Source organism: Spirillospora sp. NBC_01491 (assembly GCF_036227065.1).
GTDB classification, from domain to species: Bacteria; Actinomycetota; Actinomycetes; order Streptosporangiales; family Streptosporangiaceae; genus Spirillospora; species Spirillospora xylanilytica.
Window position 1 is genome coordinate 5,131,170 of the sequence record NZ_CP109432.1, and the last position, 23,190, is coordinate 5,154,359.

24 protein-coding genes are annotated in these 23,190 nt (G+C 72.3%); 14 read left to right on the forward strand and 10 right to left on the reverse strand.

The features are described 5' to 3' along the window. Nucleotides 1-2: 2 nt before the first annotated feature. From OHA34_RS23960 to OHA34_RS23970, 3 genes are all read right to left on the reverse strand, one after another. On the reverse strand, nt 3-398 hold the full coding sequence (locus OHA34_RS23960; protein ID WP_329518975.1) for a DUF4190 domain-containing protein: 396 nt from the start codon (nt 396-398) through the stop codon (nt 3-5). A gap of 387 nt (nt 399-785) precedes the next feature. Beyond that, entirely contained in the window at nt 786-1,556 is a 771-nt protein-coding gene (locus tag OHA34_RS23965) for a deoxyribonuclease IV (protein ID WP_285939446.1), read from the reverse strand. 39 nt (nt 1,557-1,595) lie between these two features. After that, entirely contained in the window at nt 1,596-1,901 is a 306-nt protein-coding gene (locus tag OHA34_RS23970; RefSeq protein ID WP_285939445.1) for a hypothetical protein, read from the reverse strand. Between the two features lie 220 nt (nt 1,902-2,121). Here OHA34_RS23970 and OHA34_RS23975 point away from each other — a divergent pair, with 220 nt between their 5' ends. The 6 genes from OHA34_RS23975 to OHA34_RS24000 all read left to right on the forward strand — a co-directional run bounded on the left by OHA34_RS23975 (nt 2,122) and on the right by OHA34_RS24000 (nt 5,267). Then, nucleotides 2,122-2,286 carry a hypothetical protein gene (locus OHA34_RS23975; protein WP_285939444.1) on the forward strand — a complete coding sequence of 55 codons (165 nt, stop codon included), beginning with the start codon at nt 2,122-2,124 and terminating at the stop codon, nt 2,284-2,286. Nucleotides 2,287-2,494: 208 nt separating this feature from the next. Next, a complete protein-coding gene (gene rpsF, locus OHA34_RS23980) occupies nt 2,495-2,785 on the forward strand; it encodes a 30S ribosomal protein S6 (protein ID WP_285939443.1) in 291 nt (96 codons plus the stop codon). A gap of 38 nt (nt 2,786-2,823) precedes the next feature. Next, on the forward strand, nt 2,824-3,411 hold the full coding sequence (locus OHA34_RS23985; RefSeq protein WP_285939441.1) for a single-stranded DNA-binding protein: 588 nt from the start codon (nt 2,824-2,826) through the stop codon (nt 3,409-3,411). 67 nt (nt 3,412-3,478) lie between these two features. Continuing rightward, on the forward strand, nt 3,479-3,715 hold the full coding sequence (rpsR, locus tag OHA34_RS23990) for a 30S ribosomal protein S18 (protein ID WP_019631633.1): 237 nt from the start codon (nt 3,479-3,481) through the stop codon (nt 3,713-3,715). Between the two features lie 14 nt (nt 3,716-3,729). Further along, nucleotides 3,730-4,176 carry a 50S ribosomal protein L9 gene (gene rplI / locus OHA34_RS23995; protein ID WP_285939440.1) on the forward strand — a complete coding sequence of 149 codons (447 nt, stop codon included), beginning with the start codon at nt 3,730-3,732 and terminating at the stop codon, nt 4,174-4,176. 158 nt (nt 4,177-4,334) lie between these two features. After that, on the forward strand, nt 4,335-5,267 hold the full coding sequence (locus OHA34_RS24000; protein WP_329518976.1) for a peptidoglycan recognition protein family protein: 933 nt from the start codon (nt 4,335-4,337) through the stop codon (nt 5,265-5,267). A 52-nt stretch (nt 5,268-5,319) separates the two neighbouring features. On the opposite strand, the gene OHA34_RS24005 is transcribed toward OHA34_RS24000, so the two are convergent. Next, nucleotides 5,320-5,508: a hypothetical protein gene (locus OHA34_RS24005; RefSeq protein ID WP_329518977.1), complete on the reverse strand. Its 189-nt coding sequence runs from the start codon at nt 5,506-5,508 to the stop codon at nt 5,320-5,322. A 58-nt stretch (nt 5,509-5,566) separates the two neighbouring features. Between OHA34_RS24005 and OHA34_RS24010 the strand changes: the two genes are divergently transcribed. Then, the gene (locus tag OHA34_RS24010) at nt 5,567-6,130 is read left to right on the forward strand and encodes a GNAT family N-acetyltransferase (protein WP_329518978.1); all 564 of its coding nucleotides are present in this window, start codon (nt 5,567-5,569) and stop codon (nt 6,128-6,130) included. A gap of 150 nt (nt 6,131-6,280) precedes the next feature. On the opposite strand, the gene OHA34_RS24015 is transcribed toward OHA34_RS24010, so the two are convergent. Next, nucleotides 6,281-7,615 carry an MATE family efflux transporter gene (locus OHA34_RS24015; RefSeq protein WP_329518979.1) on the reverse strand — a complete coding sequence of 445 codons (1,335 nt, stop codon included), beginning with the start codon at nt 7,613-7,615 and terminating at the stop codon, nt 6,281-6,283. Between the two features lie 352 nt (nt 7,616-7,967). Between OHA34_RS24015 and OHA34_RS24020 the strand changes: the two genes are divergently transcribed. Then, nucleotides 7,968-11,690, forward strand: coding sequence for a replicative DNA helicase (locus OHA34_RS24020; RefSeq protein ID WP_329518980.1), 3,723 nt, complete (start codon nt 7,968-7,970; stop codon nt 11,688-11,690). A gap of 135 nt (nt 11,691-11,825) precedes the next feature. On the opposite strand, the gene OHA34_RS24025 is transcribed toward OHA34_RS24020, so the two are convergent. Continuing rightward, nucleotides 11,826-12,299, reverse strand: coding sequence for a MarR family winged helix-turn-helix transcriptional regulator (locus tag OHA34_RS24025; RefSeq protein ID WP_329518981.1), 474 nt, complete (start codon nt 12,297-12,299; stop codon nt 11,826-11,828). A 119-nt stretch (nt 12,300-12,418) separates the two neighbouring features. Between OHA34_RS24025 and OHA34_RS24030 the strand changes: the two genes are divergently transcribed. The 3 genes from OHA34_RS24030 to OHA34_RS24040 all read left to right on the forward strand — a co-directional run bounded on the left by OHA34_RS24030 (nt 12,419) and on the right by OHA34_RS24040 (nt 16,953). Continuing rightward, entirely contained in the window at nt 12,419-13,318 is a 900-nt protein-coding gene (locus OHA34_RS24030) for a quinone oxidoreductase family protein (RefSeq protein WP_329518982.1), read from the forward strand. A gap of 384 nt (nt 13,319-13,702) precedes the next feature. Continuing rightward, the gene (locus tag OHA34_RS24035) at nt 13,703-14,521 is read left to right on the forward strand and encodes an ABC transporter ATP-binding protein (protein ID WP_443029590.1); all 819 of its coding nucleotides are present in this window, start codon (nt 13,703-13,705) and stop codon (nt 14,519-14,521) included. Continuing rightward, nucleotides 14,515-16,953 carry an FtsX-like permease family protein gene (locus OHA34_RS24040; protein ID WP_329518983.1) on the forward strand — a complete coding sequence of 813 codons (2,439 nt, stop codon included), beginning with the start codon at nt 14,515-14,517 and terminating at the stop codon, nt 16,951-16,953. Before OHA34_RS24035 ends, OHA34_RS24040 begins: the two co-directional genes overlap by 7 nt. Before the next feature lie 30 nt (nt 16,954-16,983). Here the strand turns inward: OHA34_RS24040 and OHA34_RS24045 are convergent, their stop codons facing one another. Next, a complete protein-coding gene (locus OHA34_RS24045; protein ID WP_285939433.1) occupies nt 16,984-17,178 on the reverse strand; it encodes a hypothetical protein in 195 nt (64 codons plus the stop codon). A gap of 299 nt (nt 17,179-17,477) precedes the next feature. Here OHA34_RS24045 and OHA34_RS24050 point away from each other — a divergent pair, with 299 nt between their 5' ends. Then, entirely contained in the window at nt 17,478-18,029 is a 552-nt protein-coding gene (locus tag OHA34_RS24050; protein WP_285939432.1) for an Imm21 family immunity protein, read from the forward strand. A 67-nt stretch (nt 18,030-18,096) separates the two neighbouring features. Here the strand turns inward: OHA34_RS24050 and OHA34_RS24055 are convergent, their stop codons facing one another. Together OHA34_RS24055 and OHA34_RS24060 are read right to left on the reverse strand one after the other, a co-directional pair. Next, nucleotides 18,097-19,251 (reverse strand): class I SAM-dependent methyltransferase, encoded by a 1,155-nt coding sequence (locus tag OHA34_RS24055; RefSeq protein ID WP_329518984.1) that lies wholly within the window; start codon nt 19,249-19,251, stop codon nt 18,097-18,099. 89 nt (nt 19,252-19,340) lie between these two features. Further along, nucleotides 19,341-20,225 (reverse strand): helix-turn-helix domain-containing protein, encoded by an 885-nt coding sequence (locus OHA34_RS24060; protein WP_285939429.1) that lies wholly within the window; start codon nt 20,223-20,225, stop codon nt 19,341-19,343. Between the two features lie 116 nt (nt 20,226-20,341). On the opposite strand from OHA34_RS24060, the gene OHA34_RS24065 reads away from it, so the two are divergent. Together OHA34_RS24065 and OHA34_RS24070 are read left to right on the forward strand one after the other, a co-directional pair. Further along, entirely contained in the window at nt 20,342-21,766 is a 1,425-nt protein-coding gene (locus OHA34_RS24065; RefSeq protein ID WP_329518985.1) for an MFS transporter, read from the forward strand. Nucleotides 21,767-21,790: 24 nt separating this feature from the next. After that, nucleotides 21,791-22,588 (forward strand): SDR family NAD(P)-dependent oxidoreductase, encoded by a 798-nt coding sequence (locus OHA34_RS24070; protein WP_329518986.1) that lies wholly within the window; start codon nt 21,791-21,793, stop codon nt 22,586-22,588. 135 nt (nt 22,589-22,723) lie between these two features. On the opposite strand, the gene OHA34_RS24075 is transcribed toward OHA34_RS24070, so the two are convergent. Then, the gene (locus OHA34_RS24075; RefSeq protein WP_329518987.1) at nt 22,724-23,089 is read right to left on the reverse strand and encodes a nuclear transport factor 2 family protein; all 366 of its coding nucleotides are present in this window, start codon (nt 23,087-23,089) and stop codon (nt 22,724-22,726) included. Nucleotides 23,090-23,190 lie beyond the last annotated feature (101 nt).

Below are 23,190 nucleotides of genomic sequence, written 5' to 3' on the forward strand. Positions count from 1 at the left end.
GGCTAGTAGGTGGACCCGGTGCTGGCCGCGCTGCCGACGAGTACGGCCCAGAGCCCGAGGTAGAAGATCCAGACGATGACCCAGCCGACCGTGACGATGTAGCCGAGGATCAGGCCCGCGGTCGCCATCCCCGCGCCGCCCTCACCGGTCCGCTTGATCTGTTTGTGCGAGACGTGCCCGAAGATGATCGCCAGGATCGAGGTGAACCCGCAGAAGAAGATGCCGACGAGGCCGAGCACCATCGACGCGGTCGCCATGCCGTTGGTCGCCGGCGCCGTCGGCCCGCCACCGTAGTAGTGGTGCTGGACCGGCTGGAGCGACTGCTGGGGGTAGGACTGCTGCTGTGCGTATGGGTCCTGGGCCCCGTAGCCGTAGGGGTTGTAGGGGGGCTGTGCCATGGACTTCCCATTCGGGTCGCGCGCCCGCCGCCGAGAGTGTCGCGCGTGCGCTGAGGGCTGGAGTGCGGATTATGCCAGTCTGATGGGCAGCCATGAGTTTGTCGCCGTCTTGCCCGGTGCGGCTCGGCTGCTCCCGGCCGTACCGTCCCCAAGCGGGCGACAGCGGACGGGCGCTGTGGACGGGCTGTCCGGTCGGCCGTGCGGGGCTTGGGCAGGCTGAGGCATGAACGTCCCGTCCGGGTGTGCGTCCACCGCAGGGGAAGAGCGGCGCACGCACTGGGCTGATGTGACTGAGGGCTGGTTCCTCCCGGTTAGATGCAGCCCCAGGTCGCCCGGTTCCCGTGAAGCCTCCGCGAAGTTCCCGCGAGTTCCCGCCACGCCGGTGGTTCAGGCCAGATTGCCGCGCAGCCAGGCGATGTCGTCGGCCTGTCCCTCGGACGGCGTCTCCACCAGGACCGGTGCCCCGGCCGCGCGGACGACGGTGAGGATCAGCTCCGGATCGATGCTGCCGCTGCCGAGGTTGGCGTGCCGGTCGGCGCCCGAGCCGAACGCGTCGCGGCTGTCGTTGCAGTGCACCAGGTCGATGCGGCCGGTGATGGCCTTGATCCGGTCGACCGCGTCGATCAGCTCCTCGCCCGCCGCGTGCGCGTGGCAGGTGTCGAGGCAGAAGCCGAGCTTGCCGTCCAGGCCCGGCACCCCCGACAGCACCTCCCACAGCCGGGCGATCCGGTCGAACCGGCGCGCCATCGCGTTGCCGCCGCCGGCGGTGTTCTCGATCAGGACCGGGATCGGGAGGTCGATCCGCTCGAACACCTTGCGCCAGTTCTCGAACCCCGTCTCGGGGTCGTCGTCCTTGAGCACGTGGCCGCCGTGCACGATCAGCCCCTTGGCGCCGATCGAGGCCGCCGCCTCCAGTTGCTGGGTCAGGTTCTTGCGGCTGGGGATGCGGATCCGGTTGTTGGAGGTCGCCACGTTGATCGTGTACGGGGCGTGCACGAAGACGTCCACGTCGGAGTCGCGGACCGCCTCGACGCCCTCGGGCAGGACGGGCTTCTTCCAGCCCTGCGGGTCGCCCAGGAAGAACTGGACGACGTCGGCCCCGATGGCGCGGGCACTGTCGAGCGGATTGGTCTGATCGACGTGGGCTCCGATGCGCATGCCAACGAGACTAGCTCCGCCCGGCCGTGCCCCGCCCGGTCAGATGCCGAAGCCGCCGTGTCGGAGGGCGAAGCCGGTGCCCACGAACGAGGCGACCATGCCGATCACGTTCAGCCAGCGCTCGTTGGTCGTCGCCGACACCATCTGCGAGTAGAGCGCGATCGGGAGGCCGATCACGCCGGCGACCGCGCCGAAGAAGTGGGTCGGCGGGATGGCGCCGAGGATCAGCGCGAGCAGCCCCACCGTGATCGCGACGACCGACAGCGCGCTCTCCAGCGGATGTCGCCGGACCCCGCCGTCGATGTCGATGGCCGGTCGATCCCCCTCGGCTGCCTGGTGTGACATCGGGGTGCTCCCTCCGGTGCGTGGTGCGCGTTCCGGGCCAGGGGCGGATCGCCGGACGGGCGAACCGCGCCCACAGAGGGATTCCCGGCGGAACGGGCGGCCAATCGGCTCGGGTCGGGCGGATAATGTCGGCCGCAGCCGGTACCGTCGAACACGGATTCGAGAACAGCGATCTCGGTCCGCCCCGAGGGGAAGCGGGGAGAGGCAGGAGGTGCACACGGTGAGGGAGAGTGAGCTGGCGGTCATCGGTGACGCGGAGCTCGTCGAGGAGCTGTCGTTGCTGACGACCCAGGCGGCCAGGATGCGGGCCCGCATGGCCGACATCATGGCCGAGCTGGAACGCCGGCGCTGCGCGAAGGCCGCACCGGCCGGCGCCCGGCGCTGACAATGCCCCCGCGCGCCCGGGGCCGGGCCTGGTCCGGCCGGTCCGGCGGCACGCGGATACGGCTCGCACGCTGCCAACTCTTGGTAGCCTGTATCGGTCTCGCGGCCGGAGTCCCGGCGATCCGGATCAACACCGCCGCGGGAGACGCAACAGCCCTCCTGTCACGGAGAGACCGTGACCGCATCAGTCCAGAGGAGGTAGGGACAGCATGCGTCGTTACGAACTCATGACGATTCTCGACCCCGCCATCGACGAGCGCACCGCCAGCGCGGCCCTCGACCCGTTCCTGAAGGTCGTCAAGGACGACGGCGGCAGCGTTGAGAAGGTCGACGTCTGGGGCCGCAGGCGCCTGGCGTACGAGATTCAGAAGAAGTCCGAAGGCATCTACGCGGTGGTCGACCTGTCGGCTGAGCCTGCCACGGTCAAGGAGCTCGACCGTCAGCTCAACCTGAGCGAGTCGATCCTCCGTACCAAGGTCATCCGCCCCGAGGTGCACTGAGCCCCGGCTCAGCCCTCACGTCAGCCGGAGCGAGCCCCATGGCAGGCGACACCGTAATCACGATCGTCGGGAACCTCGTCGAGGACCCGAATCTGCGCTTCACCTCCAGCGGCCAGGCGGTCGCGTCGTTCCGCCTGGCCTCGACGCCGCGGTTCTTCGACCGCCAGTCGAACGACTGGAAGGACGGCGAGGCCCTGTTCCTGACCTGCAACGTCTGGCGGCAGGCGGCGGAGAACTGCGCCGAGAGCCTCCAGCGCGGCATGCGGGTGATCGTGCAGGGACGCCTCAAGCAGCGCTCCTACGAAACCCGCGAGGGTGAGAAGCGCACCGTCTACGAGATCGAGGTCGACGAGGTCGGCCCGTCGCTGCGCAACGCCACCGCCAAGGTCAACAAGACCCAGCGGCAGGGCGGCGGAGGCGGCGGGTTCGGCGGCGGCGGTCAGGGCGGCGGCTTTGGCGGCGGCTCCGGTGGGGGCGGCGGCTTCGGCGGCGGTCAGGGCGGCGGCCAAGGCGGCCAGGGCGGCCAGGGCGGTCCCGGTGGGGGCGGCGCCCCGGCCGACGACCCCTGGGCGACCGGCGGTGGCGGCGGTGGCGGCGGAGGCTTCTCCGACGACCCGCCGTTCTAACGACACGATTCATCCGATAATCCCGTCCATTCCCGTGTGAGCGGGGCTCTGGAAAAGGAGCACCACGATGGCGAAGCCACCTCCGCGCAAACCGAAGAAGAAGGTTTGCGTGTTCTGCCAGGAGAAGATCTCCTACGTCGACTACAAGGACACCGGCCTGCTGCGGAAGTTCATTTCCGACCGCGGCAAGATCCGGGCCCGTCGGGTGACCGGCAACTGCACCCAGCACCAGCGGGACGTCGCCACGGCGATCAAGAACGCTCGTGAGATGGCGCTGCTGCCGTACACCAGCACCGCGCGTTAGGAGGGATGGGAAACATGAAGCTCATCCTGACTCAGCAGGTCTCCGGGCTCGGCGAGCCCGGTGACGTCATCGAGGTCCGTGACGGCTACGGCCGCAACTACCTCGTGCCGCGCGGGTTCGCGATCAAGTGGACCCGGGGCGCGGAGAAGCAGATCGAGTCGATCAAGAAGGCCCGTTCGGCCCGCGAGATCGCCACGGTCGAGCACGCCAAGGAGGTCGCCGGCCGGCTTCAGGCGCTCACCGTGACCCTGCGCACCCGCACGGGCAGCAACGGGCGCCTGTTCGGCGCGGTCACCGCCGCCGACATCGCCGACGCGGTCAAGGCCGCCAACGGACCCGACCTGGACAAGCGGCGGATCGAGATCGGCAACCCGATCAAGACCGTCGGCTCGCACCGGGTCAGCGTCCGGCTGCACAGCGAGGTTAGCGCCACGATCGACGTGGACGTCGTCGAGGTCTGATCCGCATCCGGCACCGGAACGGCCGGGATCCCTTCGGGGGTTCCGGCCGTTCCGTTTTCGTTTCACGTGAAACGCCCCTGAACCGCCCTGTCCTTGGTGATCGACATCCCGGCCGCTACGTTCCGTGAGTAATCGATCATTGGACGGAAGGGGCGGCGATGTTCGCCGATTCGGAGGGGCCGCGGGGTCTGACCCGCCGTTCGATGCTGGGGGGCGTGGTCGGCGCGGGCCTGCTGGAGGTGCTCGCATCCGGAGCATCGGCCGATCGCGAGGCCATGGCGGCGACCCTTCCGGCCGGCACGGCGGCGATCCTCCCGCCCGGCACGGCGGCGCCGCGGCCACGGATCTACACCCGGCGCGAATGGAAGGCCACGCCGCCGAGGCACCCCGCCACCGTGCTCGACCGCGCGCCGACCCGCATCATCGTCCACCACACCGAGTGGCCCAACTCCGCCGACGAGACGCTCGCGCACGCCTTCCGGATCTCCCGCGAGATCCAGGAGCTGCACATGGACTCCAACGGCTGGGACGACATCGGCCAGCAGTTCACCATCAGCCGCGGCGGGTTCGTGATGGAGGGGCGCAACCGCAGCCTGCGCGCCGTCCGCGACGGCCGGCTCGCGGTGGGCGCGCAGGTGCTGCACCACAACGGGCACACCATCGGGATCGAGAACGAGGGCACGTACATGAAGGCCGCGGTGCCGGGCCGCCTCTGGTCCTCGCTGGTGGAGGTCTGCGCCTGGCTGTGCGAGGCGTACGGGCTCGACCCGGCGCGTGCCATCGTCGGCCACCGCGACTACAACGACACCGACTGCCCTGGTGACGTCCTCTACGCACGCCTGCCGGAGCTGCGCGACGCTGTGGCCGCTCGCCTGAACGGCTCCCCGCCGCCCGCGCAAGCCGACGGCGGGCCTCCGGAGGACGGCGGGCCGGTCCCGGAGCACGATCAGGGTGCGGAGCACAGCCCGAGCCCGGGGCATCATCCGGATACGGAGCCTGGTACGGGGGACGGTCCGGCGCCCAGGGCGAGCCACCTCGACCATGGGCACCCGTCCGGTCAGGAGTTCTCCGAGCCGACGCGGCGGCCCTGACTCCGAGCGCCGTGGACGATGAGGCGCGGATGAGGGGCGCCCCGGCGCGCCGTCAGGGGTCGGGGGTGGTGTAGCGGCTCCGGCTGCGGGCGATCTCGGGGTCGAGGCCCTCGACCAGCGACCAGATGCCCGCGACCCGTTCCACCAGGGTCTCGGTGGGCAGCCCGGCCAGGCCCTCGGCCGCCAGGTCCTCGATCGCCTGGGTCAGCCGGGCCATCCGCTCGCCGTGCGTGGAACACATGTTCGAATGGTAGCGAGCGGGGCACCCGGTCCGGGTAGGGTTCCGCGAATCGACCCCCATGGTGCGCACCGGCCCCACCCGTGCCACCTCGAGATCGGAGACGCTCATCGACCGAACCCAGCAGATCCGGCTCAGCGGGCAGGGCCTGGTGCTCCGCGAGTGGGACGACGCCGACCTGGCCGCGATGGCCGAGCTGTTCGACGACCCCGCGGTGGCCTACTGGACGCCCCTCGCCGCGCCGTTCGACCTGGCCGCGGCCGGCGCGTACCTGGCCCGGCTGAGGGCGTCCGCCGAGCGCCTGCACCTGGCGATCACCACCGACGGCCGCGTCCCCCTGGGCGAGGTGCTGCTCGACCGGACGCGCGGCACGCTCGGTTACGTCGTCGGCGCCGCGCATCGGGGGCAGGGGCTGGCGGCGCGGGCGCTCCGGCTGATGACGGCGTACGCGCACGAGGGGGCGGGCCTCGCCGTGGTGTCCCTGGAAGTCGAGCCCGCCAACGACGCCAGCGCGGCGGTGGCTCGCGCCGCCGGGTACACGCTCAGCGGCGCCGAGCCCGTCGAGGTCGAGGACAAGGGGCGCACCCACGCGCTGCTCACCTGGACGCACCCGGCCTCGCCCTGACCGTCAGCGGGCCGGTCCGAACCAGCGTTCCGCGGCCTCCTCCAGGGACTGGAGGTCGTCGCCGGGGGGAGCTTCGAGTACGGGCTCGCGCTGCTCATCGACGGCATGCGGGCCCGGCTCGCCGCCCGGAGAGCGTGAGGGACGGCGCCGTCAGCGGCGTACGGCGCCGGTGACCAGCCAGGCGTCGCCGCGGGCCCGGAGGCCCAGCGTGACCATCCTGGTGAGCATCCACAGCCCGATCGCCAGCCACAGCCCGGCCAGCCCGCCGCCCCCCGCGTACACCAGCAGCGCGACCGGGAGGTAGACCAGCGTCGCGACTAGCGTCGTCACGGCCAGGTACGCCCCGTCGCCCGCGCCGATCAGGATGCCGTCCAGCACGAACACCACCCCCGCCACCGGCTGGAGCACCGCCACGATGATCAGCGAGGCGAGCAGCAGGTCGCGGACCTGGCCGTCGGAGGTGAACAGGCCGGGCAGCCAGGGCCGCATCGCGAAGACCGCCACCGCGAAGAGGACGCCGCAGGCGACGCCCCAGCCGACCATCCGGCGGGTCACCGCCCGCGCCCCGGCGGCGTCGGCGGCACCGAGGTGGCGGCCGGTGATCGCCTGGCCGGCGATGGCGAGCGCGTCCAGCGCGAACGCCAGCAGCGTCCACACCTGGAAGCCCACCTGGTACGCGGCGATCTCGCCGTCGCCCATCCGCGCCGCGAGCGAGGTGCCCACGATCAGCACCACGCGCAGCGCGGCCGTGCGCAGCAGCAGGTTCACGCCCGCCGTGGCGGAGGTGCGCAGCCCCGCCGCGTCGGGCCGTACCGGAGCCCCGTGCCGCCGCGCCGCGCGGAGCACGACCGCGACGTAGACGGCGGCGCCGCCCGTCTGCGCGAGGACGGTGCCCCAGGCCGATCCGGCGATGCCCCAGCCGAAACCGAGCACGAAGAGCAGGTTGAGCACCAGGTTCAGCGCGAAGCTGCCGATGGAGACCAGCAGTGGGGTGCGGGTGTCCTGGAGGCCGCGCAGAACGCCGGTGCCGGCGAGGATGACGAGCATCCCGGGGATGCCGAACAGGCTGACCCTCAGATACGTCTCGGCGTACGGGGCGACGGACGCCGAGGCGCCGAACGCGTCCACGAGCCACGGTGTCAGCGGCCAGCCCGCGAGGATGAGCACCGCGCCGATCACGACCGCGAGCCACATGCCGTCGATGCCCTGCCGGACGGCGGACGGCAGGTCGCCGGCGCCGACCTGCCTGGCCACTCCGGCGGTCGTCCCGTAGGCGAGGAAGACGCACAGGTTGACCAGCGTCGACAGGGCCTGCCCGGCCACCCCGAGGCCGCCGAGCTGCGCGGTGCCGAGGTGCCCTACGATCGCGGAGTCCGACAGCAGGAAGAGCGGTTCGGCGATCAGCGCGCCGAACGCCGGGACGGCGAGGCGCAGGATCTCGCGGTCGTGGGCGTTCAGGCGCCGCCGCAGGGATGAGCCGATCATGTCTGTGCACCAGGCTACCAAGCTGTAATCTTCTTAGGAAATTTGTCGCTTACCAGCCCGGATCTGGGACCGATTCGCGACTTTCTTTTTCTGCACAGCCGGTGGATAAAGTTTTCGCAGGTCAGAGAGTTGCTAGGGGATCTTGCTCCAAGTTTTCCCCAGGGTTGTCCACAGGTCGTGCACAACCTGGGCGGCGTGTCTGCACAGGGGCTCCACATCGTCGTCCACAGGCTTCTTTGCCCAAGGGGCACGCGGACTCGCAGAATGTCCGAGGCCGGAGATAGACGTGTGAGGGACGATCGGCAACGAGGCGGGCGGGGCCGCCGGCGGCCGGGATGAAGGGGGTGCGAGGGTGAGTGTGACCGAGCTCGGACCGCATGAGCAGGAGTTCGAACGCACGCCACCGCACGACATCGCCGCCGAACAGGGCGTGCTCGGCGGCATGCTGCTCTCCCCGGACGCCATCGCCGAGGTCATCGAGGGGCTGGGCAGCGCCGACTTCTACCGGCCGGCGCACCAGATCATCTACGACGTCATCCTCGATCTGTACGGCCGCGGCGACCCGGCCGACGCCGTCACCGTCTCCGGCGAGCTCACCAAGAACGGCGAGATCAGCCGGATCGGCGGCGCCCCCTACCTGCACACGCTGATCTCCTCGGTGCCGACCGCGGCCAACGCGGGCTACTACGCCAAGATCGTGCACGAGCGCTCGGTGCTGCGCCGGCTGGTCGAGACCGGCACCCGCATCGTCCAGATGGGGTACGCCGCCGACGGCGCCGACGCCGACGACGTCCTCGACCGGGCCCAGGCCGAGGTCTTCGCCATCGCCGAGAAGCGCGCCGGTGAGGACTACGTGCCGCTGAGCGAGATCATGCCGGGCGCCCTCGACGAGATCGAGGCCATCGGCAGCCGCGGCGGCTCGATGGTCGGCGTGCCCACCGGCTTCGCCGACATGGACGCGCTGACCAACGGCCTGCACCCGGGGCAGATGATCGTCGTCGCCGCCCGTCCCGCGATGGGCAAGGCCACCGCCCTGGACACGCCCCTCCCGACCCCCGCGGGCTGGACCACGATGGGCGAGGTCGGGGTCGGCGACCACCTGATCGGCGCCGACGGCAGGCCGACCCGCGTGGTCGCCGCGACCGAGGTCATGCGCGGCCGTCCCTGCTACGAGGTGGAGTTCTCCGATGGCGAGGTGATCGTCGTCGACGCGCAGCACGAATGGCGCACCACCGCCCGCGCGGGCGGCCGTTCGCCGGTCGGCGAACGCGAGCACGCCGACCGGCGCGCGAACGGGCGGCGCACCGGCGCTCGCCACCGCGTCACGCACCGGGAGACCGCGCTGCCGGGCCGAATCGAGTCGTTCCACCCGCTCCGCACACGGCCCGGCGGGCTCGGCACCTTCGGCCTCGGCCTCAAGAGCGGCCTGTCCTCCCCTCATGGTCACGCGACGCTCGAGCTCCCGGCGCGCCGCGCCGCGCGGCACGGGCGTCCCGCCGGGGCCGAGTCCCGCCCGGCGGTCAGGACCACCGAGCGGATCGCGGCGTCCCTGCGCTGCGAGGGCGACGGCCGCCCCAACCACGCGGTCGAGGTCGCCGAGCCCTTCGACCTGCCGTCCGCCGACCTGCCCGTCGACCCCTACGTGCTCGGCGCCCGGCTGGGCGTCGGCGACGGGCGCGGCGCGCACATCCCCGCGGCCTACCTGCGGGCGTCCGGGGCGCAGCGCCGGGCGCTGCTGGCCGGGCTCCTCGACACCGGCGGCCTCGTCGACGGGACGGGCCGGGTGCGGTTCGCCCCGTCCACCAGGCGGCTGGCCGAAGGGGTCCACGAGCTGATCCTCACCCTCGGGTACCGGGCCACGATGACGGCCGAGCGGCCCGGGGGCGCTGGGACGGCCGCACGCCACCAGGTCGGCTTCGCGCCCGCCGAGACGGTGTTCCGGACGCCGGGCAAGGCGGCACGGCAGCGCGCCGCCGCCGGGACCACCCGGGTCGTCCGGGCCGGGGCCGGGGTGCGGCACATCGTCGACGTGCGGCCGGTCGAGAGCGTGCCGGTCCGGTGCGTCCAGGTCGACAACGACGACCACATGTACCTGGCCGGGCGGTCGTGCGTCCCGACGCACAACTCGACGCTCGCGCTCGACTTCGCCCGCGCCGCGTCGATCAAGCACGGGCTGACCTCGGCGTTCTTCAGCCTGGAGATGGGCCGCAACGAGATCACCATGCGGCTGCTGTCGGCCGAGGCGCGGGTGGCGCTGCACGCGATGCGGTCGGGCACCATGCAGGACGAGGACTGGACCCGGCTGGCCCGCCGGATGAGCGAGGTGGCCGAGGCGCCGCTGTTCATCGACGACTCGCCCAACATGTCGATGATGGAGATCCGGGCGAAGTGCCGGCGGCTCAAGCAGCAGCACGACCTGCGGCTGGTCATCATCGACTACTTGCAGCTGATGTCGTCGGGGAAGCGGGTCGAGAGCCGCCAGGTCGAGGTGTCGGAGTTCTCCCGCTCGCTGAAGCTCCTCGCCAAGGAACTCCGCGTGCCCGTCATCGCGCTGTCGCAGCTCAACCGTGGTCCCGAGCAGCGCACCGACAAGAAGCCCATGGTGTCGGACCTGCGCGAGTCCGGGTGCTTGACGAGGGACACGACGCTGTTGCGGGCCGACACCGGCGCCCCCGTGACACTCGGGAGTCTTCTCGACGGTGAGGCCAGGGACGTCCAGGTGTGGTCGCTGGACCGGAACCGGCGCCTGGTGCCCAGGCCCGTGACCAATGTGTTCCCTTCCGGAGTGAAGGAGACCTACCGGTTGAGGCTCGCCTCCGGCCGGGAGGTCAAGGCTTCGGGGAACCATCCCTTCCTGAAGTCCGACGGATGGGCGCCCCTGGACGATCTGACCCCGGGGGACCGCATCGCGATTCCCCGCCGGACCCCCGAACCGCTGGCGGCGGGGATCGGCTGGTCCGAGCACCGGCTGGGGCTGCTCGCCCATCTCATCGGCGACGGGTGCGTTCTCCGCGAGCAGCCGGTGCGCTACACCTCCAACGAGCCCGCCAACCTTGACTTCGTCGAGCGGGCGGCGGCGGAGTTCGGCATCAACCCCCGTCGCGTCCGGCAGAACGCCTGGTGGCACTCCTACCTTCCCGCTCCCTCCCGGTGCGCGCGCAGCCGCAACCCGCTGCATGCCTGGTTCGGGGAGCTCGGCATCGAGAACCTGCGTTCGCACGAGAAGCGGATCCCGGACGTGCTCTACGGGGCCGACCGCGCAGAACTAGCGGTCTTCCTGCGACACCTGTGGGCGACCGACGGGTGCGGGGCGGTGTCGGCGGGATCGGCGCCGAAGGTGTCCTACGCCACCACGAGCAGGACCCTCGCGGACGGCGTGACGCACCTCCTGTCCCGGTTCGGAATCATCGCCCGTATCCGAGAAGTACCCAAGAAGGAGAATCGCCCCAGCTATCACGTCACCGTCGCGGATGGTCCCGGCCTGCGAATCTTCTGCCGGGAAATCGGAGTCCACGGACGCCGAGGCGAATCCATCCCGGTGCTGTTCGCCAAGGTCAGCGGCCATCTCGACAACCCGAATAGTGGGTCGCTCCCCCGCGAAGCGTGGGGGGCGGTGAAAGTGGAGCGTGTCCGGCTCGGCACGTCCGAACGCCGGTTCCAGGCGGCCACCGGAACCCGATACTGCGGATCGACGCAGCACCGGGTGGGGATTTCCCGGGCCCGCTCCCCGCGGTGCGCCGAAGCGTTCGACTCCGATGCGCTCCGTCACGCGGCGAATGACGACGTCTTCTGGGACACGATCGTGGCCATCGAACCGCTCGGACCCCAGCCGGTCTTCGACGCCACAGTGGAAGAGACGCACAACTTCGTCGCGGACGGAGTCCTCGCCCACAACAGCATTGAGCAGGACGCCGACATGGTCATCCTGCTGCACCGCGAGGACGCCTACGAGAAGGAGTCGCCCCGGGCGGGCGAGGCCGACCTGATCGTGGCCAAGCACCGCAACGGCCCGACGGCCACGGTCACGGTCGCCTTCCAGGGCCACTACAGCCGCTTCGTCGACATGGCCCAGTAGAGGCCGCGGGCGTGTTGTAGGGTCTCAGATTTCTTGGCCAAATCTCACGAGCGATGGCCAAGCGATGGCATATCTGACCCGAATCTGAGACTGGGACGGCTGCCTCGCTGTCTTCCCGGCATGCGTGACGCGCTGCTATTCGCCACCTGGGCCGATTTCAGCGCAGGGCTCTTCCGGCTGGACTATGCGCACGAGGAGACCCATGAGCTGGGTCCGCTCGGCAGGCGTCAAAGCAGCGGTCAGTTCATCGTTCGCCTCTTGGCCCAGTTTCTCCGTCTGGAGCAGGCGACGTTTCCCGCTCGGCGAGAGGGTGATGGTGTTCTTGCGACGGTCCTTGGCGTCCGGCGCGCGGGTCACGAGGCCATCGTTCTGGAGGTCGTTGAGGATCGCGACCATGTCCTTGGGATCGATGCTCAGGCTGCGGCCCAGCTCGGCCTGCGAAACGGGACCCAGTTCGGCGATGGCTGACAGGACGGCATGGTGCATCATCCGCATGCCCACCTGAGCGAGGGCTTCGGCGACGAGCCGGTGTCCCCGAGCTGCGGCACGGCCCAGGAGCCAGCTGGGGAGGGAGCGAATACGGGCGGGAGCGCGGGTGGTCTCGGACATGGGGCCAGAGTAGCCAGAAAATCATTGGGGTTCCCTACGATCCTCAGCTATCGTTGGGTCTCCCAATGATCTGGAGGTGTGCATGCGGCGGGTTCGTTTTTATGTACGGTGGTCCGGAAGTGCTCCGCGTCGAAGACGCGGAGGCCCCCAAGCCCGGCCCGGGGGAGTTGCTGGTCCGCACGGGAGCCATCGGCGTGACCCTTCCCTCCGTGCGCAAGGTTCGCGGCGAAGGCGGCAGGACGCCGCTACCGGGAGTCCTTGGAGGCGAGGTCGCCGGAACGGTGATCGCCCTTGGCCCGGACGTGACGGATTTCGAGGTCGGCGACCGCATCACGTCGCTCACTTTCAGCGGCGGCTCGTATTCCGAACTGGTGATCGCCCCCGGCTTCACAGCGAGCCGCATACCGGACGGAGCGAGCGCCGTCCAGGCCGTCGCGCTGGTGCGCAGCGGACACGTCGCCCTCGCCGCCCTCGCCACGGCCCGCCCCCTCGTGAGCGAGTCGGTCCTCATCACGGGCGCCGCGAGCGGAGTGGGGCATCTCGCGGTCCAACTGGCCAAGCTTCAGGGCATTGAACGGGTCGTCGCGGCCGTGAGCTCGCACACCAAGGCGGAGTTCCTCCGCGGTCTGGGCGCCGACGAGATCGTGACCTACGACAGTGAGCACTGGGGGGAGCCAGTCGATGTCGTCCTGGACGGAGTTGGCGGAGATCTACTCCCACGCGCCGTCTCCGCCCTTGCACCCGGCGGGCGACTCGTCTTCTTCAACTCGGGCGGCGGCACCGTTCCAGCCTTCGACCCGCTGGCAGGCTCGAAGACCATCACCGGGCTCACCATGGCGAGGTTTGCCAACACTCACTGCGAGCTCTATGACCAGCACGGCGAGGAGTTGTGGAAGCTGACCCTGTCCGGGCAGTTGCAGCCGGTCGTCCACGCCCAGATTCCGCTGGCTGACGCGGCACGAGCGCACGAGATCATCGAAGCCCGTGCCAACCTCGGCAAGGTCGTCCTGCTGCCCTGACGGTGAGCTGAGTCGCATCGGGAAACGCGTGGCCGCTGCGGCCGGGAGACCCCCGCGAACACATCCAGCCGGAAAGCCGTCGCCCGGCTGGGCTGCGGCACGACGTCCGGACCGAACCGATCGATCACCATCGTGCGAGATGGCTTCGACTCCCCGGTGTGCTCGACCCCAGTAGCGGGTCATCTGCGGTGTGGCCGGATGCGTCCGCCCGGCGACGGCCCTTGCGGGCGCTCGGGCGCGCCGCCGCCTTCCGGTCAGGGATTTCTCAGGGACTTCTAGGGGCGATATCGGGGGTCAGCCCGGAGGCGCCGGAGCCGCGGACGGCCCTAGCTTCTGACGTCGGGGCCGGATGCCCCGCCTCCCCAAGCCCCTGAAGGCGGAAGCGTGCTCAAGAAGAAGACTCCCCCCACGTCGTCCTCGCCCGGACGCGGCCTCGCCAGGGCGGCGAGCGACGACGAGGTCGTCAGCCTGACCGACGTCCGCAAGTCCTACGGGAAGGACGGCGCCGCCCGGATCGCCGCCCTGGACGGGGTCAGCCTGTCGTTCCGCGCCGGGACCTTCACCGCGATCATGGGCCCTTCCGGATCGGGGAAGTCGACGCTGCTGCAGTGCGCGGCGGGGCTCGACCGGGTCGACGCCGGCCGGATCCTGCTGGCCGGGGAACCGCTGCACCGGCTCCCCGAGCGGGCGCTGACCAGGCTGCGGCGCGAGCGGATGGGGTTCGTGTTCCAGTCCTTCAACCTGATCCCGGCGCTGACGGCCCGGCAGAACGTGGAACTGCCGCTGCGGCTCGCCGGTCGCGGGATCGATCCGGTGGCCGTCGACCGGGGGCTGGCGCAGGTGGGGCTCGCCGACCGCGGCAGGCACCGCCCGGCCGAGCTCTCCGGCGGACAGCAGCAGCGGGTCGCCATCGCCCGGGCGCTGGTGACCGGGCCCCAGGTGCTCTTCGCGGACGAGCCGACCGGCGCGCTGGACTCCCGGACGGCGCGCGACGTCCTGACGCTGCTGCGCGGCGTCGTGGAGGAGTACGGGCACACGGTCGTCATGGTGACGCACGATCCGGTGGCCGCCTCGTACGCGCGGCGCGTGGTCTTCCTCGCCGACGGGCGGGTCACCGGCGAACTGGCCGACCCGACGGCCGAGTCCGTCGCTCTGCGGATGGCGGCGCTGGAGCCCGACGGGAACGAGACGGTCCCGTGCTGAAGCTCGCTGCTGCCACCCTGCGCCACCGCCTGATCGGCTTCGCCGGCGCCTTCGCCGCCCTCGCGCTCGGGACGACGATGATCGGCATGATGGCGCTGACCCTCGCCGCCACCCTCGGCACGCCGCACCCGGGCCCGCAGCGCTTCGCGGCGACTCCGGCCGTGGTCGTGCCGCTGGGCTTCGAGGGTGAGCCGATGAAGGCGCCCGCCGTTCTCCCGGCCGACGTGGTCGCGAAGGTCACCGCGGCGGGACGCGCCACTCCCGACCGCACCTTCCCCGTCCGGCTCGCCTCCGGCCCGGCGCAGACCTCCGGTCACCCCTGGTCGTCGGCCGCCTCCGCGGGCTATCGCCTGGTGGTCGGTCGTGGCCCGGGCGCCGCGGACGAGATCGTTGTCGGCGGCGGCTCCGCGGCGTCCGTCGGACGGCGGGCCGAGGTCGCCACGCCCGACGGCGTCCGCGACTACCGCGTCGTGGGCGTCACCGGCGCGGCGTGGTTCGAGCACGCGGTCTTCTTCAGCGACGCGGAGGCGGCGCGCCTGTCCCCGGGCGTCAACGCGCTGGCCACCGACCAGGATCCGCACCGGCTCGCCGCGCTCGTGGGCGCCCGGGCGACCGTCCTCACGGGCCACGCCCGGACTCAGATCGATCCCGACGACACCGGCGGATCGGCCGAGTTGGCCAACGCACAGGGCATGGCGGGCAGCACGACGGGGCTCGCGGTGTTCGTCGCGGTGTTCGTCGTCGTCGCGACGTTCGCCTTCGCCGCCGAGCAGCGCCGCCGCGAACTCGCGCTGTTGAGGCTGGTGGGCGCCGCTCCCGGGCAGGTGCGGCGCATGGTGCTCGGCGAGGCGCTGCTCGTCGGCCTGGCCGCGGCCTTCACCGGATGCGTGCTCGCGCCGTTCGGGACCGTCCCGCTGCGCTCCTGGATGGTCGGTCACGACGTTGCCCCTACCTGGTTCGCCATCCCGGTCACCGTCGTGCCGCTGCTGATCGCCTTCGTCGTCGGCGTGGCCGCCGCGCTGGCCGGTGCCGCCGCGACCCTGCTGCGCGTCTCGCTGATCCGCCCGGTGGAGGTGATGCGGGACAGCGCGGTGGAGCGCCGCGCGCTGACGCCGGTCCGCCTGCTGCTGGGGACGGGGATGCTGGCCGGCGCGGTCATCGCGGGGATCCAGATCTCCCGGACCACGCCCTACCTCGCGGCCACCGTCCGCAAGTACGAAGCGGTCCCGGTGCTCTACGTGGGCGCGGTCGCGCTGCTGGCGCCGGTCCTCCTGCCTCCCGTCACCCGGCTGCTGATCCGGCCGCTGCGCGGATCCGCCAAGGCCGGTCCCCTGCTGGTGCGCGAGAACATCCTCGCCTCCCGGCGCCGGACGGTCGCGATCGTGACACCCGTCGTGCTGGCCGTCGGACTGGTCGGCACGCTGCTGACCCTCCAGAGGTCCGCTGACGCCACGACGCTCGTCCGGCAGCGGCAGGAGATCCGCGCGACGGCGGTGGTCCAGCCCGGCGGCGGTGGCGAGATCGACGCCCGGACGCTCGCCCGGCTCAGGGCCGTGCCCGGGATCGACATCACGCCGGTCACCACGATGAACGTGCGGATCGGCACCGTCCACGGCGAGCAGATCGATTCGCTGACCACGACCGTGGTGCCCCCGAAGGCGCTGGGCCGCTCCATCCGGCCGCCCGTCCGCTCCGGGTCCCTCACCGCCCTGCCGGAGAACTTCCTGGTCATCGACCAGCACGCGGCCGACTCGGACGACCTGTCGGTGGGCGGCCACGTGGTCGCGCTGCTGCCGTCCGGACGGCGGCTCCCGATGGTCATCGCCGCCGTCGTCGCGCGCGGCCTGCACGGGGACGACACCTACGCCTCGTCCGCGCTGACCGGCACGACGACGGCGAACCAGGTCTACCTCGATTCCTCCGGTCCCCTCGACACCGCCGCGGTGGACCGGGCGCTGGCGGGCACCGGAGCCCGCGTCATGCGCTACGACGCCTTCCTCGACGCCGAACGGTCGAGCGCCGAGCGGCAGGCGAACAACGCCGCGGTGGTGATCCTGGGGATCACCCTCGCCTATGCCTTGATCGCGATTGCCAACACCCTGGTCATGGCCATGGCCGGCCGCCGCCGCGAGTTCGCCCTCCTCGGACTCGCCGGCTCGGCACGCGGTCAGATCGTCCGCGTCTGCGCAGCCGAGTCGGCCATAGCAGTGGTCATTGGAACCGCCCTCGCCGCCGCGGCGACCGCCCTCGCCGCGATCACCCAGCACGTGTCGTTGGCCAAGCTCGCGACCAGTGCGCCGACCGTGGTCGCGTGGCCCGAGATCGGCGGCGCCATCGCCCTGTGCGCCCTCATCGCCGTCGCCACCGCGTCGGCCTCGACCTGGCGCGCGACCCGCCGCCGTGCCATCGAGGCCGCGGGCCTGCCGCGATGAGTCCGGGTGGCCCCTGAGTGACGGCGATGGTCACGGACAGATGGCGCGGTAGCCGATACCGGACGGTACGTACCGGGTCCATTCGGTGCGGGTGAGGGGGCGTCCGGCGATGGTGATCAGGGACCTCATGGCGTGGTCGAAGGCGAGGGCCCCCACCGAGCCGGTGTGACCGGTGAGGTCCGCGCCGAGCTGGGTCTGGGTGGTGGTGTCCCAACGCTTGGCCACCGCGTCGTCACCACAGCAATTGATCATCAGCCACTGGGACGCCACAGAGCCGAGCAAAGTTCGCCGCGGCGGGACCTACCGGTCTTCTCCTGTCGGATGATGTCGGATTCGACATCGGCTGTGAGACCGGCTGGATCACCGGCCCTGGACGCGCTCACACTCGTGGATGTGCCCGGGACGTGAGACGGCCGACAGAACCACAGGTCAGCGCGATGCTCGATGACACGAGCCGCGAGATCCTCCAGGGCGTACGACGACCGCGACGGCACACGGCGGCGCCGCGGGCGGGATGCGGGAGAATGCCGCGAGCGGCGAGAACTCTGGAGGTCGAGTTGGTCAGGTACGGGGAGCCCGGCGTGGTCGAGTGGGTGGAGTCCACCGGGCCACTGGTCGTCCTCCCTGAGGCGGAGCTGCCGTCCTGGCTCGGGATCGAGGAGCCCGCGACGGAGACCGACTACGACAGGGCCTGCGCGGTCGGCGGCCGGGTCGGCCTGATCCCTGTAGGGCAGGCGACCGGCCTGGTCCTCGGCGACGACCCTACCGGCACGTCGTTCGTTCCCGAGCACGGCGCGTTCGTGCGGTGGTGCGCCGCCGATTCCGAGGACGGGCTGCTCGGGAGCGTGGGGGACGCGATGCGGGAAGCCGACTGGGAGCCCGAGCTGTACTGGGACGTGCCCGGCCCTGTGGTCCTGTTCGACGCGGCGTTGCCGGGCATCGCGGTGAGCCACGAAGACCATGTGCGTGTTCCGCTGGATGCCGGACGGTACGCGGTGCGCGCGGGGTACGCCGAGCCCGACCTCCGGACCCGGATCGGCCTCGTCCGGCTGCGCGGGATCCCCGTGCCCGGGTGATCGCGTCCGGGTGATCGCGGGCGGGGCGAGGGGCGGGGGCGGGTGACTGTTCGGGTCCGCCGGCCGATCAGTCCGCGTGGGCCGGGGTGAGGCGCCACAGGGAGGTGACCTCGGCGGCACGGGCGGCATGGAGCGGATCGGTGGCGTCGGAGGCGCGCGGGTGCCGCGGCTTGACGTCCAGGCGATCGACGACGTCCAGGCCCGCCGCGGCGAACGCGGCGAGCAGGTCGGCCCTGGTGCGCAGCCCGAGATGCTCGGCGAGGTCGGACAGGATCAGCCAGCCCTCGCCCCCGGGCGCCAGGTGCTCGGCCAGCCCGCCGAGGAAGCCGAGCAGCATCCGCCCGTCCGGATCGAACACCGCGTGCTCCAGCGGGGAGCTCGGCCGCGCCGGCACCCATGGCGGATTGCACACGATCAACGCCGCCCGGCCGGGCGGGAACAGGTCGGCCTCGACGACCTCCACCCGGTCGGCGAGGTCCAGCCGGGCGAGGTTCTCGCGGGCGCAGGCGAGCGCGCGCGGGTCCTGGTCGGTGGCGACGACGCGTCCGACGCCGCGCCGGGCCAGGACGGCGGCCAGCACGCCGGTGCCGGTGCCGACGTCGTAGGCGACCGCCCCGGCGGGCAGCGGCGCTTCGGCGACCAGGTCGACGTACTCGCCCCTGACCGGGGAGAACACGCCGTAGTGCGGGTGGATCCGGTCGCCGCCGAGCGCCTCGACCCGCACGCCCTTCTCCCGCCACTCGTGCGCGCCGATCACGCCGAGCAGCTCCCGCAGCGACGCGACGTACGGCTCGTCGTCGGGGCCGTACGCCTCGGTGCAGGACTGCCGGACGTCCGGCGCCCGGCGCAGCGGGATCACGTGGCCCGGCTCGAACGCGATCAGCAGCATGCCGAGGGTCCGGGCCCGCTGGGCCCTGGCCTGCCGGTACAGGTGGAACGCCTGCACCTGGGACGGCTCGGCCTTCGCGCGCCGCCGCCGCGGCGGGCGGTCGGCGCGGCGCGTCATCGCCTGGAGGAGCTGCCGCGCGTTCTGGAAGTCGCCGCGCCACAGCAGCGCGGTGCCCTCGCAGGCCAGCCGGTACGCGTCGTCAGCGCGGGTCTCGTCGTCGGCGACCACCACCCTCCGGGGTGGCGCCGCGCCGCTCTCGGACCGCCAGGGGGCGGACCGCTCCGCGCCGTCCTCGGTCCAGGTGAGGACCCGCCGTTCGTCGCTCTCGTCCATCGGCCGTCCGCTCGATCTCGTCATCGCTGCCGCAGGTCCACCGCCCCTGATCGTACGGTGCGGCGGGACGTGCCGCGGCGGCGCGGCGGCTACGCCCCGCGGGCGAGGTCGGCGCTGGAGGCGTGCCCGGACGGGCCGTCCAGCTCGCGTGCGGCGAGCTCCCGCAGCGCCCGTTCGGACGGCGAGCCCGGCTCGGCCGCGTACAGCATCAGCCGGCTCAGGTCGGGGTCGCCGGGCAGGTGCAGGGTCTCGAACGGCAGCTCCAGCGGGCCCACGTCCGGGTGGACGATGCGGGCCACGCCGTGCGTCAGGTCGGTCACGTGGTGCTCGGACCACATCCGCGCGAACTCGGCGCTTCGCGCCAGCAGCCCGTCGATCACCGCCCGGAGCCGTCCGTCGCCGGGCTCTTGCGCGGACCGGAACCGCAGGTAGGCCACATTGCGGCGGGCCACGGTGCCCCAGTTGCCGCCGAGCCGCGTCCGGTAGTCGCCGTTCAGGTGGATCTGGTGCGACCAGGTCCGCTCCTGCGGCGGGACCTCGGCGAGGTCGACGAAGACCGCGGCGGTGAGCCGGTTCCAGGCGACCACGTCGGTGTGGTGGCCGACCACGTACGCGGGGGCGTGCGTGATCGAGTCGAGCAGGTGCTGGAGCGGCGCGCGCAGCCGCGGCGGCGCCTCCCGGCGCTCCCGGCGCGGCGGGTGCGCGAGGCGGTGCAGGTGGGCGTGCTCGTCGGTGTCCAGCCGCAGCGCGCGGGAGATCGCGTCGAGGACCTCGCCGGAGACGTTGTCGCCGTGCCCCTGCTCAAGGCGGATGTAGTAGGCCACGCTCACCCCGGCGAGCTGTGCGAGCTCCTCACGGCGCAGCCCCGGAACGCGGCGTCGCGTCCCGTACGAGGGGACACCGACGTCCTCGGGCCGCAGCCGTGCGCGCCGCGACTTGAGGAACGCGCCGAACTCGCCGTTCTGGGAGGTCATGCGGGTGAGGGTAGCGGCAGCGCCGGGCGGTCCGGCCGCCGGCGGAGCCTGATACCGCCGGTGGTACCAACAACGGAGGGCTGGGTCCGTCGCCGCGCCTGCGTGATCGTTCTCCCATGACCCTCATCGAGACCGCACCCGGCCCCGCGCCCGCCGTCCCGGCGTCCGCCGGGACGCGGATGACCTCGCGGCACAAGCTGATCCTGACCCTCCTCCTCGGCGCGCAGTTCATGCTCGCCATCGACTTCTCCATCCTCAACGTCGCCATGCCGGTCGTCGGCGAGGGCCTCGGCTTCGGCCTCGGCGGGCTCCAGTGGATCGCCACCGCGTTCGCGCTGCCCGCCGCCGGCTTCACACTGCTGTTCGGACGGGTCGCCGACCTGTTCGGGCGCCGCCGGATGCTGCTGGCGGGCATGGCGCTGCTGGCCCTCGGCTCGCTGCTCGGCGGGCTGGCGACCAGCCCGGCGGTCCTGCTGGCCGGACGGGTCATGCAGGGCCTGGCCACCGCGATGGCGACGCCCGCGGCGCTGTCGCTGCTGACCACCTCGTTTCCCGAGGGCCGGCTGCGGACCCGGGCGCTCGGCCTCAGCGGCGCGCTGATGTCGGCCGGATTCACCGTCGGCGCGGTGCTCGGCGGAGTGCTCACCGACCTGCTGAGCTGGCGCTGGGCGTTCCTGGTGAACGTGCCGGTCGCGGTGCTGATCCTGGTGGTCACGCCGGTCCTGGTCGGCGAGAGCCGCGCCGCCCGCAGGGGACGGCTGGACGTGCCCGGCGCGGTGACCGTCACCGGTGGCCTGCTGGCGCTGGTGTACGGGATCACCGCGGCCGGCGAGCGCGGCTGGGGCAGTCCCCTCGCGCTCGGCACGCTGGCCGCCGCGGTGGCGCTGCTGGTGGCGTTCGTGCTCGTCGAGCGGCGCGCGCCCGCCCCGCTCGCGCCGCTGCGGGTGCTGACCAAGCGGACCGTCACCTGGGGCAACATCGGGGGCCTGGTCGCATTCGCGACCGAGACCTCGCTGGTCTTCCTGATGACGCTCTACCTCCAGCAGGTGCTCGGCTTCTCGCCGCTCACCACCGGCCTGGCCCTCGGCGTCCTCGGCGCCGGGACGTTCGCGGGCGGCGTCGCCGCGCCGCGGATCATGGCGCGGGCCGGCGGCCGGTGGACGCTCGCCGGCGGGCTGGTGCTCCAGGCCGCCGCGACCGCCGCGCTGCTCGGCCTCGGCGAGTCCCGCGGCGGGCTCGGCCTGATGCTGGCCGCCACGGCCATCGGCGGGTTCGGCAACCTGGTCGCGATCGTCGCCTTCATGGGCACCGCCACCTCCGGTCTTCCGGACGGGGAGCAGGGCCTGGCCACCGGGCTCGCCACGATGACCCAGCAGGTCGCGATCACCGTGGGCATCCCGGTGATGAGCGCCGTCGCGACGGCCCGCGCCGGCGTGCTGGACGGCATCCACACCGCGACGCTCGTCAACGCCGGACTCGCCCTCGCGGGCGCCGCCCTCATCGCGGTGTTCCTCCGCGCGCCCCGTTCCGGCCGCTCCTGACCGCTTTCGAAAGGGAACGAAACCATGGATCTCGAACTCTCCGGCAAGGTCTTCATCGTCACCGGCGCCTCCGCCGGGATCGGGGAGGCGACCGCGCGGCTCCTGGCGGGCGAGGGCGCGTCCGTGATCGGCGTCTCCCGCAGGCCCGCCGACCGGCCGGGCGGCGCGGCGGGCGCGGAAGGACGGGTGAGCGCCGTCGCCGCCGACGTGACCGACCCCGATGCCGCGCAGCGCGTCGTGGACACCGCGCTGGCCCGGCACGGGCGGCTCGACGGGCTGGTCAACAACGCGGGGGGACTGGAGTCCCGCATCGGCTTCCTGGACGTGACCGACGCGCAGTGGCACGCCACGTTCGAGCTGAACTTCCACTCGGCGGTGCGGATGGCCCGCGCCGCGCTGCCCGCCTTGATCGACCAGGGGGCGGGGGCGCTGGTGCACGTCTCCAGCGAGGCGGCCCGGTTCCCCGACACGCCGCTGGTCGACTACGCCGCGTCCAAGACCGCGCTGCTGGCGGTGTCGAAGACCCTCGCCGTCGAGTTCGGCCGCTGCGGGATCCGGTCGAACGTCGTCACCCCCGGCCCCACCCGCACCCGCCTGTGGGACGAGCCCGGCGGGTTCGCCGACCAGCTCGCCGAGCAGTACGGGCTGCCGGTGGACGAGGCGATCGACCGGTTCGTCCGGGAGGAGCGGCGGCTGCCCACCGCCCGGCTCGGCAACCCGGACGACGTCGCCCGGGTGATCGCGTACCTGCTGTCGCCGCCGGCCGGGCAGGTCACCGGCGCCGAGTGGGCCGTCGACGGCGGCGCCCTGCGCCAGCTGTGAGCCCGTCGGCGGCGCCCCGCGCCGGCCGCGACCCCGTCCCCCTCGCCTCCCGTCTCCCGCCGGTCCGGCCGGCGGGAGACGCCTTGGCGGCACCTGGTACGCCGGGCCCGCTTCGGCTGCACCCGGAACCCGGCGTCAGGCCGTCGGGACCTTGTCGAGGAACCCGTACACCTTGCCGAGCCGCCCGTCCGCCGCGAACACCGCCACGTCGAACCCGACCACCAGCGCCTCGCCGCCTTCCGGGCCGAGCTCCCAGGTGAAGCGGGCCTGGTCGTGGTGGGCGTCCACGGGGCCGCCGGCCCGGAAGACCAGGCCGGGGAACTGCTCCTGCACCGCGCCGATGGTGGCGGCGATGGCGTCGTGCCCCGCCACGTCGGCCAGCGGGTCGGTGTACGCGCCGTCCTCGGTCCACAGGGCCTCGACGGCGGCGCGCAGGGCGGCGGGGTCGGTCTCGTTCCAGGTGGCCAGGTAGCGCTCCACGAACTGCTGCGCGTCGTTCATCGCGATGCTCCTGTCTTTATCCTCCGGGTCCGTCCCGGTGTCCTGTACTTTGCCGGGGTCCGCGAGGAAGATCGATTACCTGGGAGGTCATGCCCGGAGGG